A 15,297-nucleotide genomic window follows, 5' to 3' on the forward strand; every position below is an offset into this window, starting at 1 on the left:
CGGCTCAAAACCTGTCCGACAGTCGGACAGGTTCGCGCGGTGTGCCGCTGGCGGGGAGGCCTGGTAGGGCGCTCCCCTGACCGAGGGCTAGGAGGAGCCCGTCTCGGGATTCGAGGACGAGGCCGCGGGCGGACGGCCCACGTAGCTCACCTGGGGCGCGGAGGAACCCCGGGAGGAACGTCCCGCGCCGCGCTCCGGGCCCTGACGGGGCATCCGGGGACCGTTGTTGGGCAGGTTGCCGCGTGCCTCGCGGGGGCCCGGGCCGTTCTGGCGCGGCTCGCCGTTCTGCTGTGGGGCGCCGTCCTGGAAGGAGCCGTTGTTGCGCGGAGGCCGGCTGTTCATGCGCGCCTGCGCCCCCGGACCGTCCTGGCGAGGCCCGCCGTTCTGCTGCGGACGCCCATTCGCGCGCCACTCGTTGCGCGGCGGCCGGCCGTTGCCGTCCTGCTGCTGCGACTGGCCGTTCACACCGGACTCGCCACCGTGCGGCTGGCCATTCACGGCCGCCTCGCCTGCATACGGCTGACCGTTCTGGCGCGACTTACCGCCACGAGACTGGCCGTTCATGCGCGGCGGCCGGTCGTTCTGCTGCGCCGACTGGCCGTTCTCGCCCATCGGCTGACCGTTCATGCGCGGCGGCCGGCCGTTCTGCTGTGCCGACTGACCGTTCTCGCCGTAGGCCTGACCGTTCATGCCCGCCTCACCGCCGCGGGACTGCCCGTTCATGCGTGGCGGCCGGCCATTCTGCTGTGCAGGCTGACCGTCACCGTAGGCCTGTCCATTCGTACGCTGCGGCCGGCCGTTCTGCTGTGCAGGCTGACCGTCACCGTAGGCCTGTCCATTCGTACGCTGCGGCCGGCCGTTCTGCTGTGCAGGCTGACCGTCGCCGTAGGCCTGTCCATTCGTATGCTGCGGCCGGCCGTTCTGCTGTGCAGGCTGACCGTCGCTGTAGCCCTGTCCATTCGTACGCTGCGGCCGACCGTTCTGCTGTGCAGGCTGACCGTCGCCGTAAGCCTGCCCGTTGGTGCGCTGCGGCCGGCCGTTCTGCTGTGCCGACTGACCGTCGCCATAGGCTTGGCCGTTCGTACGCGGCGGCCGGCCGTTCTGCTGTGCCGACTGACCGTCGCCGTAGGCCTGTCCGTTGGTGCGTGGCGGCCGGCTGTTCTGCTGCGGGGCCTGAGCGGTCTCGCCCATCGGATGACCGTTCATGCGCGCCTCGCCGCTGGGCTGGCGCGGCGGACGTCCATCCCGGCGCGGACCGCCCTGCTGGGGACGCCCGTTCGCGCGGGCATCACCCTGCGCCACCGGAGCGCCCTGCGCCGCAGCGCCGTTGCGTGGACCTCCCTGCTGCGGACGCCCATTGTTGTTGCCGTTGGGCCGGTTGTTGCCGCCACCCTGCGGCGGACGCGCTCCCGCGTTCTGCTGGGGCCCCCCGTTCCCGGGCCTCGGCGCACTGCCGGTGCGCGGCGGCGGCTTGCCACCAAACCCACCACCGCGGCGGCGCCCATCCCTCGGGCTCGCCGTGACGACGGGCCGCCCGCGCTCGCCGCCACCCTGGCGCAGCACCAGCGCCTCCAGCGCGCGCAGCTCCGCCTCCTCCGCGCTGAGCCCTTCCTCCACCTCCACCACGGGCGCCGGAGCCGGACGAACCTCGTTGCGCCGGGCCTCCTCCTGCTGGAGGAACCGCTCCTGCCGGGTGCCCTGGCGGCCCGCGCCTCGCTGACCGCGCGGGGCTTCGCGGAAGGTGCCCGACGGCACGAAGTCCGTCGTCAGCTCGCGCCGCACGTACGCGTTCCAGATTTCGCCCGTGTCACCCGAGCGGCCCGCCAGCCGGGCCGAAAAGCCCGCCAGGAACTGCCGCACGTTGTCCAGGTCGCGGCGGAAGTAGAACTCCGCCTGGCTGTTGCGCGCCGCCGCCACCGTCTGCGGAAAGTCGATGACGGTCGGGCCGTTCCCACTCATCAGGATGTTGTAGGGCGACAGGTCCCCGTGAATGAGGTCCGCGCACAGGGTGCGAATCACCTGGGCCCGCAGGTCCAGGTAGAGCGCCTCGGCCTCCTCGGGGGTCTGGGGCGGGGCCTCCACGAGCCGGGGCGCGGGCTGGCCTTCCGCGTCCAGCACCAGCTCCATGAGGAGGATGCCCTCGTAGAACATCACCGGCGTGGGCACGCGCACACCCTGTGCGTGCAGCTTGTAGAGCGAGTCCGCTTCCGCGTTCTTCCACGCCTCTTCCGCGGCGGCCTGCCCGAAGCGGCTGCCCTTCTCCATGGCGCGGCGCGTGCGCGAGCTGCGCACCTCGCGGCCTTCCTTGTAGCCGGAGTTGTTGCGGAAGTTGCGCTCGTGGCGCTCCTTGTACAGCTTCGCTGCGACGACCTGGCCGGCGTGCTGGACGAGCCACACCTCCGCCTCCTTCCCCGTCTTCAGCTGGCCGATGACGGCGTCGATGATGCCGTCGGCGAGGAGGGTCTCGAGGGAGTCATTCATTCTTAAGCAAAAGGCCGGAACGGCACGGGGCGGGGAGCATCCGTCGCTGCGTACACCGGCGGCCCCTGCTCGCCATGATGCACGTTGGAGATGAGAACACCGGGCCGCCCCTGGTTTCCATCGCCGCTACGCTGAACGTCATCCAGAAAGCCCACGTACCGCTTGCTAGCAGCTTGGGAAGCAGGGGGCCAGGGGTGCCCCCGTGCCATGCGCCTGTTCGCCGCCCACCCCTGCCCAGGGACCGGATTGACGTCCGCCCGGCGTCAAACGGTTTTCAGCGAAGGAGCATTCCGCCCATGAAGGTCCTGCTCGCCTGCGGTGTCCTGTTGACCTCGCTGTGCGCCCACGCGGAAGACCGGGTCGCGGCGGCCCGCAAGCGCCAGACGGCCGGTCTTGTCCAGACGTTCAAGGCGGCGGGGCTGTCCTGGCCCCCGGAGGAGCTCTACCTGCGGGCCTTCAAGGTCGAGCGGGAGCTGGAGGTCTGGGCGGGCAGGCCCGGCCAGCCGCTGGTGAAGGTGCGCACCTTTCCCGTCTGCGCGGCCTCCGGCGACGTGGGCCCCAAGCGGGCCCAGGGCGACCTGCAGGTCCCGGAGGGCTTCTACACGGTGGACCTCTTCAACCCGAAGAGCGCGTACCACCTGTCCCTGCGGGTGAGCTACCCGAACGCCCTGGACCGCAAGCAGGGCGCCGCGAAGCCCGGGGGCGACATCTATATCCATGGCGACTGCGTGAGCATCGGCTGCCTGGCCATCGAGGACGGACCCATCGAGGAGCTGTACGTGATGGTGTCCGAGGCCCGCGCGAGCATGGGCCGCGACGTGCCGGTGCACCTCTTCCCACGCCGGCTGGACGCGGCGGGGCTCGCGGCGCTGGAGGCCCTCTCCAATGTCACCGACGCGCGCAAGGCCTTCTGGCGCGGCCTGGAGCCGGGCTACCGCTACTTCGAGGAGTCCCGGCGTCCACCGAAGGTGAAGGTGGATGCCTCCGGGGCCGCCTACGTCGTGTCCCCGGCCCCCCAGGTCCGGGCCCGCTGAGGAGCTGGTAGAACCGGGAGCATGGGAGGTCCGCCCCGCCGGGGCTGGCTCCAGGGGAGTGCTCGCACATGAAGTCATCGGTCCCGCTTCAGGAGTCCGGAGCCGCCGGGGGGGCTCGCGCGCTCATCACCCTCACGACGACGGAGCTGGCCGCCGCCCTGCGCGAGCGGCACGTCAGCGCGGTGGAGGTGCTGGACGCCTTCCTCGCCCGTGCCCGGGCGCACAACCCCGCGCTCAATGCCGTGGTGACGTGGGACGAGGCTCGGGCCCGGAAGCGGGCAGAGGCGGCGGACGCGGCGCTTGCCCGGGGCGAGCTCTGGGGGCCGCTGCACGGCGTGCCCTTCACGGTGAAGGACGCGTTCAGCACCGGGGGCCTGCGCACGACGTCCGCCCACCCGGCCTTCGCCGAGTACGTGCCCGCTCAGGACGCGACGGTGGTGGCCCGGCTCAAGGCGGCGGGGGCCATCCTCTTCGGCAAGACGAACCTGCCCCCGTTCGCGGCGGACTTCCAGACGGACGGGCCGCTCTGGGGCCGGACGAACAACCCGCATGACCTGGGGCGCACGCCGGGCGGCTCCAGCGGTGGCGCGGCGGCGGCGGTGGCGGCGGGGCTCACCCCGTTCGAGGTGGGCAGCGACATCGGCGGCTCCATCCGGCAGCCGGCGCACTACTGCGGCATCGTGGGCATCAAGCCCACGGAGCACCGCGTCTCCACCTTCGGTCACGTCCCGGATCCACCGGACGGGCCGCGCCACGTGCGTCACATGGCGTGCGCGGGCCCTATGGCGCGCTCGGTGGCGGACGTGCGGCTCATCCTGTCCCTCATCGAGGGCGTGGATCCGCGCGCTCCGGAGGTGCCGCCCGTCGCGCCGGTGGGGGCCGCGAAGCCCCGGGCCCTCGAGGGCTTGCGGCTGGCGTGGGCGGACACGCTGGGGCCCTTCCATGCCGACCGCGAGACGCGGGAGTTGTTCCAACGCTTCATCGCCGCCGCTCGCGCGAAAGGTGTCGTGGTGGAGCAGGCCGTGCCGCCGGGGCAGGACTTCACGGACCTGGTGGAGGTGTGGGGGCTGATGGAGGGCGGCGAGGTGGGCGCGCCCCTGCCTCCGTCCATGCGCGAGGGCTACCAGCAGCAGTTCGATCCCTTCGAAGGCGACCTGCTGGCGAAGGGCATCGTGCAGGGCACGTGCGTGGACATGGCGGGCTACGGCGCGGCGCTCAGCCGGCGGGACGTGCACATCGGCCTGCTGGAGGACTTCCTGTCCGGCTGGGACGCGTGGCTCGTGCCGGTGGCGATGACGGCCGCGCCGCCGCACACGCCGTTCGGGGCGCCGGTGGAGGTGGACGGCGCGCCTCGCGGATACCTGGAGGCCCTTGGCGGGTTCACCTGCCTGTTCAACGCGACGGGGAGCCCCGTGGTGGTGTTCCCCCTGGGGCGCACGGCGGCGGGCCTGCCGGTGGGGGCGCAGCTGGTGGGGCGGCGGTGGACGGACGGGGCGCTGCTCGACGTGGCGGAGGCGCTCCTGCCCCTGGGCGGAGGCGTGCGGTGGCCTCCGGCGTTCACGCCCTGAGTCAGTAGACGCGCAGCAGGCGCGAGCGGCATTCGAAGTGCGGGTTGCGCACGTCGATGACGTAGACCTCGCCGGTGGTCTCATCGAAGTTGCCGGCGAGGAATCCCGCGGCGACCAGCCCGGCGAGGTAGACGCTGTCCGAGCCCTTCTTCATCTCGCTGACCTTGCGCACATAGACGACGCGGCCCTCCACGGCCCACACGCTGCGGATGCCGTCCGTGTGCACGCCCATGGCGTCCGGGGGCGGCGCGGTGGCCTTCCCCAGCGCGGGCGGGACGGACTGGAGCACGTAGTCGTCGTAGGCGCGGTTGCCGCTGCGGCTGATGAGCTTCACCTCGCGCAAGAGGCCGTCCGGGCCCTGGAGGAGCTCCAGCGTGACGGTGAGCTTCATCGTGCTGACGCCGTGGGCGAAGTCCTGGAGCTGCTCGCCCGCCTGGGAGAGGGCGCGCAGGCGGTCGTAGCCGGGTTCGTCGCGGGCGCGCTTCGCGAGGAGCTCGCCCGGCTTGGGAGGCTTGCTGGGCCCGGGCATGCTCCCGGGAGAGCCGCTGGCGCCGAACCGCCGGGCCTTCTCCGCGTAGGAGTACATCAGCTGCTTGGGGAAGCTGGGCATGTCGAACAGGGGCGGGGCGTCCATCTGCTTCTCCAACTGCGCGCGCAGCTGGCCGAAGTAGGGGTGGATGCGGCCGGTGTCCACGCGGTCGCGCGCCCGGCGCTCATCGACGATGCCCTGCACGCGCTCCGATACGCGCGCGTGTTCCTGGGCGGCGAGGGATTCGGCGGACAGGCTCGGGTCTCCGGGGCGCAGCGTGCGGCCTCCGCCCCGGGAGTTCTCCGGCGTCGTGATGATGACCCCCGCGCTCGAGCCGGGAGAGGGGAGCAGGTTCGAGGGGAGGGAGCCCGGCGTCGGCGCGCGTGGCGCATCCACCGTGGGCCGGTCCCCGTCCGCGGCGGGCGCGCGGGTCGCGATGTCCAGGCGTGGAAGATCGTCCGCCGGGGCGCGCGGCGTGTCTTCGGGAGGCGCGGGCTCGCGCGTCGCGACGGGAGGCGGCGGCTCCGAGGGTTCGCGCGCCGCGGTCTCCGGAGGTGGCTCCGTCGGCGCGTCCTTCGCCGGAGCGCGCGGTTCACCGGGCGGCGGCGCGGACTTCGGTGTCTCTCGTGTCGCCACGGGGGGCGGTGCCGGAGGCGGGGCGTTCCTCGGCGGCGCACGCGTCGCGATGCCGGACGGTGGCGTGGCGGGTTCCTGGGCCGGAGGCGGTTGGACCGCCGGTGTCGCCGGGGGGACGGAGGGCGAGGGGGTGATGATCTCCACCTCGACGGCCTGCTCACGCGACCGGGCCGTGCGTCCGGTGGACGACGGATGAGGGTCCAGCGCCCACAACAGCCCGAAGAGGAGGGCGTGCAGCGCCAGCGATATCAGCCCGGCCCATCCGAGACGTCGCAACCGCCACATCCTCGGAGATTTCCCAGAAAGCGCCCCCTGTCTCAACACATTGGAACGCAGGCGTTCGCGAACCGACGTCCCACCCGCCGAGCAGGCGACCCTTCAACGCATGAAACGTCCCGGGGGTGACTCGACGCCCGCCGTGACTCCTGCTGTGCTGCCGCCCTCCACGTGCCTCCCATGCCCCTCGCCTGTCTGGACGAATCCACGTTCATGGACCTCCTGCTCGGGACGCTGCCTCCCGACAGGGCCGCGCTCGTCGACGAGCACCTGGACACGTGTCCTTCCTGCCGGCGCATGGTGTCCGAGGCGCTGAAGGTGCAACCGCCCGCGGACGCCTCCGGGCCCGCCGCTCCGGAGGAGGAGGTCCTCGACAGCCAGCTGGCGACGCTGGCCGTGGACCCGTGGCGTGGAAAGAAGCCGCGCCTGCGGTTGCCCACGCCGCCGCTCGCGCGCGGCACGGCGGTGGGCCGCTACCTCATCCTGGAGATGCTGGGCGTGGGCGGGATGAGCGTCGTGTACGCCGCCTATGATCCGGAGCTGGACCGCCGCGTCGCGCTCAAGCTCCTCCAGGTGGAGGCGCTGGGGCTGGGCGCGGAGGCCGGACGCACGCAGGTGCTGCGCGAGGCGCAGGCCATGGCCCGCGTCTCCCACCCGCACGTCGTCTCCGTCTTCGACGTGGGCACCTTCGGCCGGCAGGTCTTCCTGGCCATGGAGCTGGTGGACGCGCACACGCTGCGCAAGTGGGAGCACGACGGTCCGCACCCGTGGCGGCAGGTGGTGGAGCTCTTCCTCGCCGTGGCCCGGGGGCTCGCCGCCGCGCACGCGGTGGGCGTCGTGCACGGCGACGTGAAGCCGGAGAACATCCTCGTGGGCCAGGACGGCCGCGTGCGCGTCACCGACTTCGGCCTGTCGCGCATCATGTTCGGCGCCGCCGTCCCGCCGGTGATGCCGGGGACCCACACGCACCCGCGCGCCATGGAGGGCGGCACGCCCGCGTACATGGCCCCGGAGCAGTTCCCGCCGGAGGAGCGCACCGACGCGCGCAGCGACCAGTTCGGCTTCTGCGCCGCGCTCTACGAAGGCCTCTATGGCGAGCGCCCCTTCGCGGGCGCCACGGTGGAGGAGCTGTCCCAGGCGGTGCACGCGGGGCGCGTGAAGAGCGTGCCCCGGCACTCCGGCGTGCCCCAGTGGCTGCGCAAGGTGGTGGTGAAGGGCCTGTCGGTGAAGCCCGAGGACCGCCACGCCTCCATGGAGGCGCTCATCGCCGCGCTGGAGTCGGACCCGGCGGCGCGCCGGACGCGGCGGCTGCGCGTGGCGGGCGCGTCGCTGCTCATGCTGTCCGCGGTGGGCGTCACGCACGTCCTCAACCGCCGCGATGCCACGGGCTGCGAGGGCGCCGCGCGCGCCATGGACGGCGTGTGGGACGCTCCCCGGCAGCAGGCGGTGGAGGCGGCCTTCGTCGGCACCCAGCGCCGCTTCGCGCACGACGCCTTCCGGCACGTGCGCCGGGGGCTGGACGCGTACACCGCCGCGTGGGTGACGACGCGCACGGCGGCCTGTGAAGCCACCCGCGTGCGCCACGAGCAGAGCGAAGCGGTGATGGCGCTGCGCATGCGCTGCCTGGACGCGCGGCTGGCGGACGTGGCCGCGCTCACGCAGTTGTTCACGCAGGCGGACCCGGACCTGGTGGAGCGGGCGCCCCGCGCGGTGGAGGGGCTGACGCCGCTGGCGGGCTGCTCGGACGTGGAGGCGCTGACGTCGCGCGGCCACTCCTCACCTGACGATCCCGCCGCCAGGGACCGCACGGTCGCGCTGCTCCAGGCGCTCGTGGACGCGAGGGCGCTGCGCGCCGCCGGCCGCTATTCGCAGGGCGTGGCGCGCGTGGAGCCGGTGGCCCAGTCCGCGCGCGCCGCGGGGGACTGGGCCGGCGCGGCGGACGCGCTGCTGCTGCTCGCGGAGCTGAAGGACGGGGCCGGGGACTACCGGGGCGCGGAGGCCACGGTGCTCCAGGCCGCGTGGACCGCGGAGGCCGGCCGCAACGACGACGCCGCCGCCCGGGCCTGGACGCTGGCGGTGCGCGTGACGGGCGAACGGCTGGACCATTACGCCCAGGGACAGCAGGCCGCGGAGCGCGCCAGCGCCGCGGTGGAGCGGCTGGGCGGCAGCAGGGAGCTGGCCGGCGCGCTCGCCATGAACCTGGGCCGGCTGTTGTCGCGCCAGGGCCGCTACCCGGAGGCCCACGAGCAGCTCACCCGCGCGCTGTCCTTCCTGGAGAAGCGCTTCGGCCCGGAGGCCCTGGAGGTCGCGGACGTGCGCGTGGAGCTGGGCACCGTGCGCCGCTCCCAGGGGCGCGCGGAGGAGGCCCTGAGCCTGTACGAGCGCGCCCTGGGCACCGTGCGCGGCGCGCTGGGGCCCGAGCACCCGGACGTGGCGCGCATCCGCCTGGAGCAGGCCAGCGTGCGCTGGCAGCAGGGCGACTTCGTGCAGTCGGAGCGGCTGGCCCGGGGCGCGCTGGCGCTGCTGGAGCGCTCGCTGGGGCAGGACCACCCGCAGGTGGCGGACGCGCTCAACAGCCTGGCGCTGGCGCTCCAGTACCAGGGCAAGCGCGAGGAGGCGCTGCCCCTCTATGAACGCGCGCTGAACATCGCGGAGAAGACGGAGGGGCGCGACAGCTCCACGGTGGCCATCATCGTCAACAACATCGGCACGCTGCTGGTGCACATGGGCCGGCTGGAGGAGGCCACCCAGCGCTTCGCCACGGCGCTCGAGCAGGTGGAGAAGAGCCTGGGCCCGGACCACCCCACGCTGGCGCTGGTGCTCCGGGGCATGGGCCAGACGCTCAGCTACCGCAACCAGCCGGACCAGGCCCTGCCGTACTTCCAGCGCGCCGCCGCGCTCCAAACGTCCCTGCCGGATGACGTGAACGGCGGTTGGACGGGGGCGCTGGTGGACCTGGGGCGCACGTACATGGTGCTCGGCCGTCCGCGCGAGGCGCTGGCCCCGCTGGAGAAGGCCGTCGCCGGTTGGGAGCGCGCCCGGCCCCGTCCCGCGGAGCGCCCCGCCGCGCGCTACATGCTGGGCCGCGCGCTGTGGGACGCGAAGCAGAACCCGGCGCGCGCGGTGCAACTCGTCGCCGAGGCCCGCCAGGAGGCCGCCGCGCTGCCCGACGAAGAGTCCTCCGTGCCGGAGCTGCGCCAGGCGATGGACCGATGGATCGCCAGGCTGCCCCCCGCCGCGCGCAGGGACCTCAAGGCCGCCATGGCCACCCCCAAACCCGCGGATCCCGCCCGGGACGCGCTCGTCCGGTAATCGCCTCCCCAGAAGCGCCAGGGCCCGGGAGCGAGCGCGAACGGGCCACGTTATACGGAGGGTGGAATGACGCTCCTCACGGACTCCCCTGTCGCCGCCCTCCCGCCCGAAGCGGGGGTGGACGCCCTGGCCAAGCTGCTGCGCGGACGCCGCGTGGTGGTGCTCACCGGAGCCGGAATCAGCACCGAGTCCGGCATCCCCGACTATCGCGGCCCGGAGACGCGCCACAAGGTGCGCAACCCCATCCAGCACCGCGAGTTCCTGCACCGGCCGGAGGTGCGTCAGCGCTACTGGGCGCGCAGCCTGCTGGGCTGGCCGCGCTTCACCACCGCCCGGCCCAACGACGCGCACTTCGCGCTGGCCGCGCTGGAGAAGGCGGGCGTGGTGCCCGGGCTCATCACCCAGAACGTGGACGGCCTGCACCCCGCGGCGGGCAGTGAGCGCGTGCTGGAACTGCACGGCGCGCTGTCGCGGGTGCGCTGCCTGGCGTGTGGCGCGCAGGAGCCGCGCGCGTCGCTCCAGGCGCGGATGCTGGGCCTCAACCCGGACTTCGCGCACACCGTCGTGGAGCTGCGTCCGGACGGCGACGCGGAGCTGTCACAGGAGGCCGTGGACGGCTTCCGCGTCCCCGCGTGCACGCGCTGTGGCGGGACGCTGAAGCCGGACGTGGTGTTCTTCGGCGACAACGTCGCGGCGCCGCTGGTGCAGGACGCGTTCGCGCTCGTGGAGGAGGGGGACGCGCTGCTCGTGGTGGGCTCGTCGCTGACGGTCTACTCCGGCTACCGCTTCGTCACCCGCGCGGCGGAGCGCCACATGCCCATTGGCATCCTCAACATCGGGGAGAGCCGGGGGGACGGGCTCGCGGATGTGCGCGTGGAGGCGAAGGCGGGGGAAATCCTCCCCCGGCTCGCCCAGGCGCTCACCCGCACCTGACGTTCCTCCTCCCACACCGGGCGTGCAGCCATGCCCCGGTGCTCCAGGCACGGCACCGAATGGGCACGCCAGGGGAGGGGCCAAGTGTGCCATCATTCCCGGCTTCGCGAGGCACGCGCCCCAGGCCGTGACCGGGAACGGAGACACAGGGCTGATGGACACCGGGCGCCCGCTGGGCGGCAGGTACGCGCTGGAGCGCAGGATTGGCGGCGGTGGCATGGGCGCCATCTGGCGCGCGGTCGACCTGCAGCTCCAGCGGCACGTGGCCCTCAAGCTCATCGCCTCCGACGTCGTGGCGCGCACGCCGGAGGCGCACCGCCACTTCGAGCAGGAGGCCCAGGCCGTGGCCCGGCTGCGCCACCCGCACGTGGTGCAGGTGCATGACTCCGGCGTGGACGGCGGCGTGCCGTACATCGTCATGGAGCTCTTGGAGGGCGAGGACCTGGAGACGCGCCTCACCCAGCAGGGGCGCCTGTCCCCGGCCCGCGTGGCCGCGCTCGTCACGCCGGTGGCCCGGGCGCTGGCGGCGGCGCACGCGGCGGGGCTCGTCCACCGCGACCTGAAGCCCGCCAACCTCTTCCTCGCCCACGTGGACGGGGAGGAGGTGGTGAAGGTGCTCGACTTCGGGCTCGCGCGCTCGCTCAACCCCAGCGGCGCCCCCGCGCAGGCGGAGGGGCTCACCGGCACGCTGCGCTACATGAGCCCGGAGCAGCTGCGCGCGGATCCGGACCTGGACGCGAGGGCGGACCTCTGGTCGCTCGCGGTGGTGCTCTACCGCGCCCTCACCGGCCAGTTCCCCTACGGGCCTGAGTCCGTGGGCGCGCTCCTGCGCGGCGCCTTCCACCCGCCCGCGGTGCCCGTCTCGCAGCTGGTGGCGGAGCTGGGCGCGGCCGGTGACGCCTTCTTCCAGCGCGCCCTGCACCCCACGCTCGCGCAGCGCTTCACCTCCGCGCGCGAGCTGGCCGCCGCCTTCGTCGCGCTGGTGGAGGCGGGCCGCGCTGGACAGGCCGCCACGGTGCTGGTGGTGGACGACGAGCCGGACGTGGAGCTGCTCATGCGCCAGCGCTTCCGCCGGCACGTGCGCGACGGCGTCTACCGCTTCGTCTTCGCGCGCGATGGCGAAGAGGCGCTGGAGGCCCTGCGCCAGCACCCGGACACGCACGCGGTGCTGTGCGACCTGAACATGCCGCGCATGGACGGGCTCACCTTCCTGTCGCGCGTGGGGGAGGTGGATCCGCTGGTGAAGGTCGTCATGGTCTCCGCGTACGGCGACCTGCCCAACCTGCGCACGGCGATGAACCGGGGCGCGTTCGACTTCCTGGTGAAGCCGGTGGACCTGGACGACCTGGAGTCCACGCTGGCCAAGACGGTGCGGCATGTGGCGGAGCTGCGCCGCGCGGTGCGCTCCACGGAGGAGAACGCGCTCTTGCGCATGTTCGTGCACGGCGGCATCGTGGACCGGGTGCTGCCGCTGGTGCGAGGCCCGGGCGGGCTCGCGGGCGAGCAGGTGGACGCCACGGTGGCCTTCCTGGACGTCGCGGACTTCACCGCCGTCACCCGCAAGCACCCGCCGGAGTCCGCGCTGCGCCGGCTCAACGCCAACTTCGAGGTCATCCTCCCGGAGCTGGAGTCGCGCGGCGGCGTGGTGGACAAGTTCCTGGGCGACGCGGTGATGGCCGTCTTCCAGGGCGAGGGCCACGTGTCGCGCGCGCTGGACGCGTGCCTCGCGGTGAAGCAGCGGCTCCAGGGCCTGGCGTGGAGCGGCGGTGACGCGTCTCCGTACGCCCACGGCGTGTGCATGGGCGTGGACACCGGGCCGGTGCTGTCCGGCAACGTGGGCGCGGCCGGACGCGGGCGCCTGGACCACACGGTGCTGGGGGACGTGGTGAACACGGCGGCCCGGCTCGCCACCGTGGCCGCGCGCGACCAGGTGCTGGTGAGCGAGACGCTGGCCGCACGGCTCCAGGACGCCTTCGACTGCCGGCTCGCCGGGGACCGCCACCTGCCTGGGCCCGGAGGCCAGCCGCTCGCGGTGCGCGAGGTGGTGGCCCGCCATGGCAGCCAGTCCGCGTCATCCACGGACCGCACCTCCGAACAGGTGGTCCCCGCCGTCCTGGAAGCGCCCTCGGCCCCGCCCCGGCCCGGCGCCTTCACGGCCAAGGGGCCCACCTGATGCCCGTCTAGCCCATGCGCGTCGTCCTCAATCCAGGCCAGGTGGATGAACGGGTGGTGATGCTGCCGGAGGGCACCACCACCATCGGCCGCACCGAGGAGAACGGCATCCGCGTGCCGCACCCCAGCCTGTCGCGGCGCCACGCGAGGTTGGAGCGCGCGGGCGGGCGCGTGGTGCTCGTGGACCTGGACAGCAAGAACGGCACCTTCGTGGGGCCGCACCGCGTGTCGCGCCAGGAGCTGGGCCACGGCCAGTCCTTCCGCTGCGGCGAGGTGTGGTTCCAGCTGGTGTCCCTGGACACGCCGCTGCCGGACGGCTGGGGCCCCCTGCGCACGCAGCCCCTGGAGACGCGCTTCTTTGGCGGCCCCACCATGGAGGCGCTGCTCGACACGCGCTCGCCGGACCGCACCCGCGACAAGCTCCAGGTGCTCCTCAAGGTGGGCCAGATCCTGTCCTCCCCGGGCCCGGTGGACGGGCTCCTGGAGCGCGTGCTCCAGCTCGTCTTTCAAATCTGGGCGGTGGACCGGGCGGCGGTGCTGATGGTGGACCGCGACACGGGGGCGCTGGAGCCGCGCGTGGCCCGGGGCGCGCGGGGTGGGGCGCTGCCGGAGCGCTTCTACAGCCAGCACATCGTGGACTACGTGCACTCGCGAGGCGTGGCGGCCCTCTTCACCGACGCGCAGGACGACGCGCGGCTGGTGGGCGCGGACTCCGTCTTCCGCCAGTCCATCCGCGCCTCGCTGTGCGTGCCCCTGCGCACGCGGGACGCGGTGCTGGGCGTGCTGTACCTGGACAGCCTCAAGCAGGGCGGCCTCTTCACCGACGAGGACCTGGAGTTCCTCACCGCCTTCGCCAACCAGGCCGCCATCGCCCTGGACCACGCGCACCTGGCGCGGCGGCTGGAGGAGGAGGCGGTGCTGCGCAACGCCTACCAGCGCTTCTTCCCGCCGGACGTCGTGCGCCAGTTGAAGGCGCTCAGGGGCGTGCCGCTGGAGGTTCGCGAGGCGAACGTCACCATCCTCTTCTCCGACATCACCGGCTTCACCGCCATGTCCTCGCGCCTCAAGCCCCGGCAGGTGGTGGACATGCTCAACGCGTACTTCCCGGTGATGGCGGACGTCGTCTTCCGACACGAGGGCACGCTGGAGAAGTACATCGGCGACGCGCTGATGGCCGTGTGGGGCGCCCCCTTCGCCCGGCCGGACGACGCGGAGCGGGCCGTGCGCGCGGCCCTGGAGATGCAGCAGGCCCTGGCGGCCCTCAACGCCCGCTGGCGGGCCGAAGGCGTGCCGGAGATTGAGGTGCACATCGGGCTCAACTCCGGCCCCGTGGCCGCGGGCAACATCGGCTCGGAGCGCTACCTCCAGTACGCCACCGTGGGAGACGCCACCAACATCGCCGCCCGCGTGTGCGGCGTCGCGGGCCCGGGCGAGGTGCTCATGACGGACGCCACGCGGGCGCTCCTGGACGCGGGCGCCTTCGCGCTGGAGCCGCTGGCCCCCGTGCGGGTGAAGGGGCGCGAGGAGCCGCTGTCCCTCTTCCGCGTGCGCGGCTGACGGCTACTCGGCGTCCTGGCCCAGCCGCTCCGGCTGGAGGAGGACGATCTGCCCGCCCTCGAAGCTGAGCATCCCCTCGCGCACGTAGTAGCGCAGCCACTTGTTGACGCTCTCGCGGGTGACGCCGCACAGGTTGGCCAGCTCCGACTGCGTGAGCTTCGGCGTGATGACCAGCCCTTCGGGGGACTGCTTGCCTTGCGTCTTCGCCAGCTCCAGCAGCACCCGCACCAGCCGGCTGCGCGCGTCCAGGAAGGCCGAGTCGTACACGAGCTGCGTCGTGCGCCGCACCAGCCGGCTCATGTTCGCCAGCAACGCCAGGCTTACCTGCGGCCGCGTCTCCAGGTAGCGCCGGAAGTCGTCGCGCTGGAGCGTCAGCAGATGCGACTCCTCGCGCGCCATCGCGTCCGTGGAGCGCATCTCTCCATCCAGCAGTGACAGCTCTCCAAAGGCGTCCCCCCGGTCCAGCAGCGCTAGGGTGATTTCGCGCCCCTCGCTGGAGGACAGCCGGATGGCCACCTGGCCGCGCCGGATGATGAACAGCGCGGTGCCCACGTCTCCCCGGTGGAAGATGACCTCTCCCCTCGCGAAGCGCCGAGGCTGGAGGAGCGACGACATGTTCTCCAGGTCCTCCCGGCCGAGGCTCTCGAACATGGGGATTTCAGCCAGCAGCTGCGCGTAGGACATGAGGGGAGGTCCATTCTGCCCGGAATCCCTGGATGCAGGTAGGGAAGCCTCCCATCCAGGTCCGGCGGACAAGTCCGGCGGGTGTGAACGCCTTCACACCGGGCTTGTGGGCCGC

At 73.1% G+C, this 15,297-nt stretch carries 9 protein-coding genes; 6 read left to right on the plus strand and 3 right to left on the minus strand.

Going from position 1 to position 15,297, the window contains the following annotated elements; translation table 11 throughout:
• Positions 1-87: 87 nt before the first annotated feature.
• Positions 88-2,481 carry an RIO1 family regulatory kinase/ATPase gene (locus JYJ93_RS14535; RefSeq protein WP_206791368.1) on the minus strand — a complete coding sequence of 798 codons (2,394 nt, stop codon included), beginning with the start codon at positions 2,479-2,481 and terminating at the stop codon, positions 88-90.
• 296 nt (positions 2,482-2,777) lie between these two features.
• Between JYJ93_RS14535 and JYJ93_RS14540 the strand changes: the two genes are divergently transcribed.
• Positions 2,778-3,515: a L,D-transpeptidase family protein gene (locus JYJ93_RS14540; RefSeq protein WP_206791370.1), complete on the plus strand. Its 738-nt coding sequence runs from the start codon at positions 2,778-2,780 to the stop codon at positions 3,513-3,515.
• A gap of 68 nt (positions 3,516-3,583) precedes the next feature.
• Positions 3,584-5,083 (plus strand): amidase, encoded by a 1,500-nt coding sequence (locus JYJ93_RS14545; protein WP_206791372.1) that lies wholly within the window; start codon positions 3,584-3,586, stop codon positions 5,081-5,083.
• A gap of 1 nt (position 5,084) precedes the next feature.
• Here JYJ93_RS14545 and JYJ93_RS40055 read toward each other — a convergent pair whose 3' ends face one another.
• Positions 5,085-6,524, minus strand: a complete 1,440-nt coding sequence (locus JYJ93_RS40055; protein WP_242543812.1) for a hypothetical protein — start codon at positions 6,522-6,524, stop codon at positions 5,085-5,087.
• Positions 6,525-6,704: 180 nt separating this feature from the next.
• On the opposite strand from JYJ93_RS40055, the gene JYJ93_RS14555 reads away from it, so the two are divergent.
• The 4 genes from JYJ93_RS14555 (at position 6,705) to JYJ93_RS14570 (ending at position 14,498) form a co-directional block, all read left to right on the plus strand.
• Complete coding sequence (locus JYJ93_RS14555) at positions 6,705-9,836, plus strand: tetratricopeptide repeat protein (RefSeq protein ID WP_206791374.1); 3,132 nt, start codon at positions 6,705-6,707, stop codon at positions 9,834-9,836.
• 66 nt (positions 9,837-9,902) lie between these two features.
• Positions 9,903-10,769, plus strand: coding sequence for an NAD-dependent protein deacetylase (locus JYJ93_RS14560; protein ID WP_206791383.1), 867 nt, complete (start codon positions 9,903-9,905; stop codon positions 10,767-10,769).
• 154 nt (positions 10,770-10,923) lie between these two features.
• On the plus strand, positions 10,924-12,942 hold the full coding sequence (locus JYJ93_RS14565; RefSeq protein WP_206791392.1) for a protein kinase: 2,019 nt from the start codon (positions 10,924-10,926) through the stop codon (positions 12,940-12,942).
• A 14-nt stretch (positions 12,943-12,956) separates the two neighbouring features.
• Positions 12,957-14,498 carry an adenylate/guanylate cyclase domain-containing protein gene (locus JYJ93_RS14570; protein WP_206791403.1) on the plus strand — a complete coding sequence of 514 codons (1,542 nt, stop codon included), beginning with the start codon at positions 12,957-12,959 and terminating at the stop codon, positions 14,496-14,498.
• A 3-nt stretch (positions 14,499-14,501) separates the two neighbouring features.
• Here JYJ93_RS14570 and JYJ93_RS14575 read toward each other — a convergent pair whose 3' ends face one another.
• A complete protein-coding gene (locus JYJ93_RS14575) occupies positions 14,502-15,182 on the minus strand; it encodes a Crp/Fnr family transcriptional regulator (RefSeq protein ID WP_206791405.1) in 681 nt (226 codons plus the stop codon).
• Positions 15,183-15,297: the final 115 nt, after the last annotated feature.

The organism is Corallococcus sp. NCSPR001 (assembly GCF_017309135.1).
Lineage (GTDB): Bacteria > Myxococcota > Myxococcia > Myxococcales > Myxococcaceae > Corallococcus.

What these genes read in the sequence shown, in the direction of transcription:
- JYJ93_RS14565 (WP_206791392.1), top strand. Translation starts at nt 10,924, where the DNA reads ATGGACACCGGGCGCCCGCTGGGCGGCAGGTACGCGCTGGAGCGCAGG.
- JYJ93_RS14540 (WP_206791370.1), top strand. Translation starts at nt 2,778, where the DNA reads ATGAAGGTCCTGCTCGCCTGCGGTGTCCTGTTGACCTCGCTGTGCGCC.
- JYJ93_RS14535 (WP_206791368.1), bottom strand. Translation starts at nt 2,481, where the DNA reads ATGAATGACTCCCTCGAGACCCTCCTCGCCGACGGCATCATCGACGCC.
- JYJ93_RS14555 (WP_206791374.1), top strand. Translation starts at nt 6,705, where the DNA reads ATGCCCCTCGCCTGTCTGGACGAATCCACGTTCATGGACCTCCTGCTC.
- JYJ93_RS14545 (WP_206791372.1), top strand. Translation starts at nt 3,584, where the DNA reads ATGAAGTCATCGGTCCCGCTTCAGGAGTCCGGAGCCGCCGGGGGGGCT.
- JYJ93_RS14560 (WP_206791383.1), top strand. Translation starts at nt 9,903, where the DNA reads ATGACGCTCCTCACGGACTCCCCTGTCGCCGCCCTCCCGCCCGAAGCG.
- JYJ93_RS14575 (WP_206791405.1), bottom strand. Translation starts at nt 15,182, where the DNA reads ATGTCCTACGCGCAGCTGCTGGCTGAAATCCCCATGTTCGAGAGCCTC.
- JYJ93_RS14570 (WP_206791403.1), top strand. Translation starts at nt 12,957, where the DNA reads ATGCGCGTCGTCCTCAATCCAGGCCAGGTGGATGAACGGGTGGTGATG.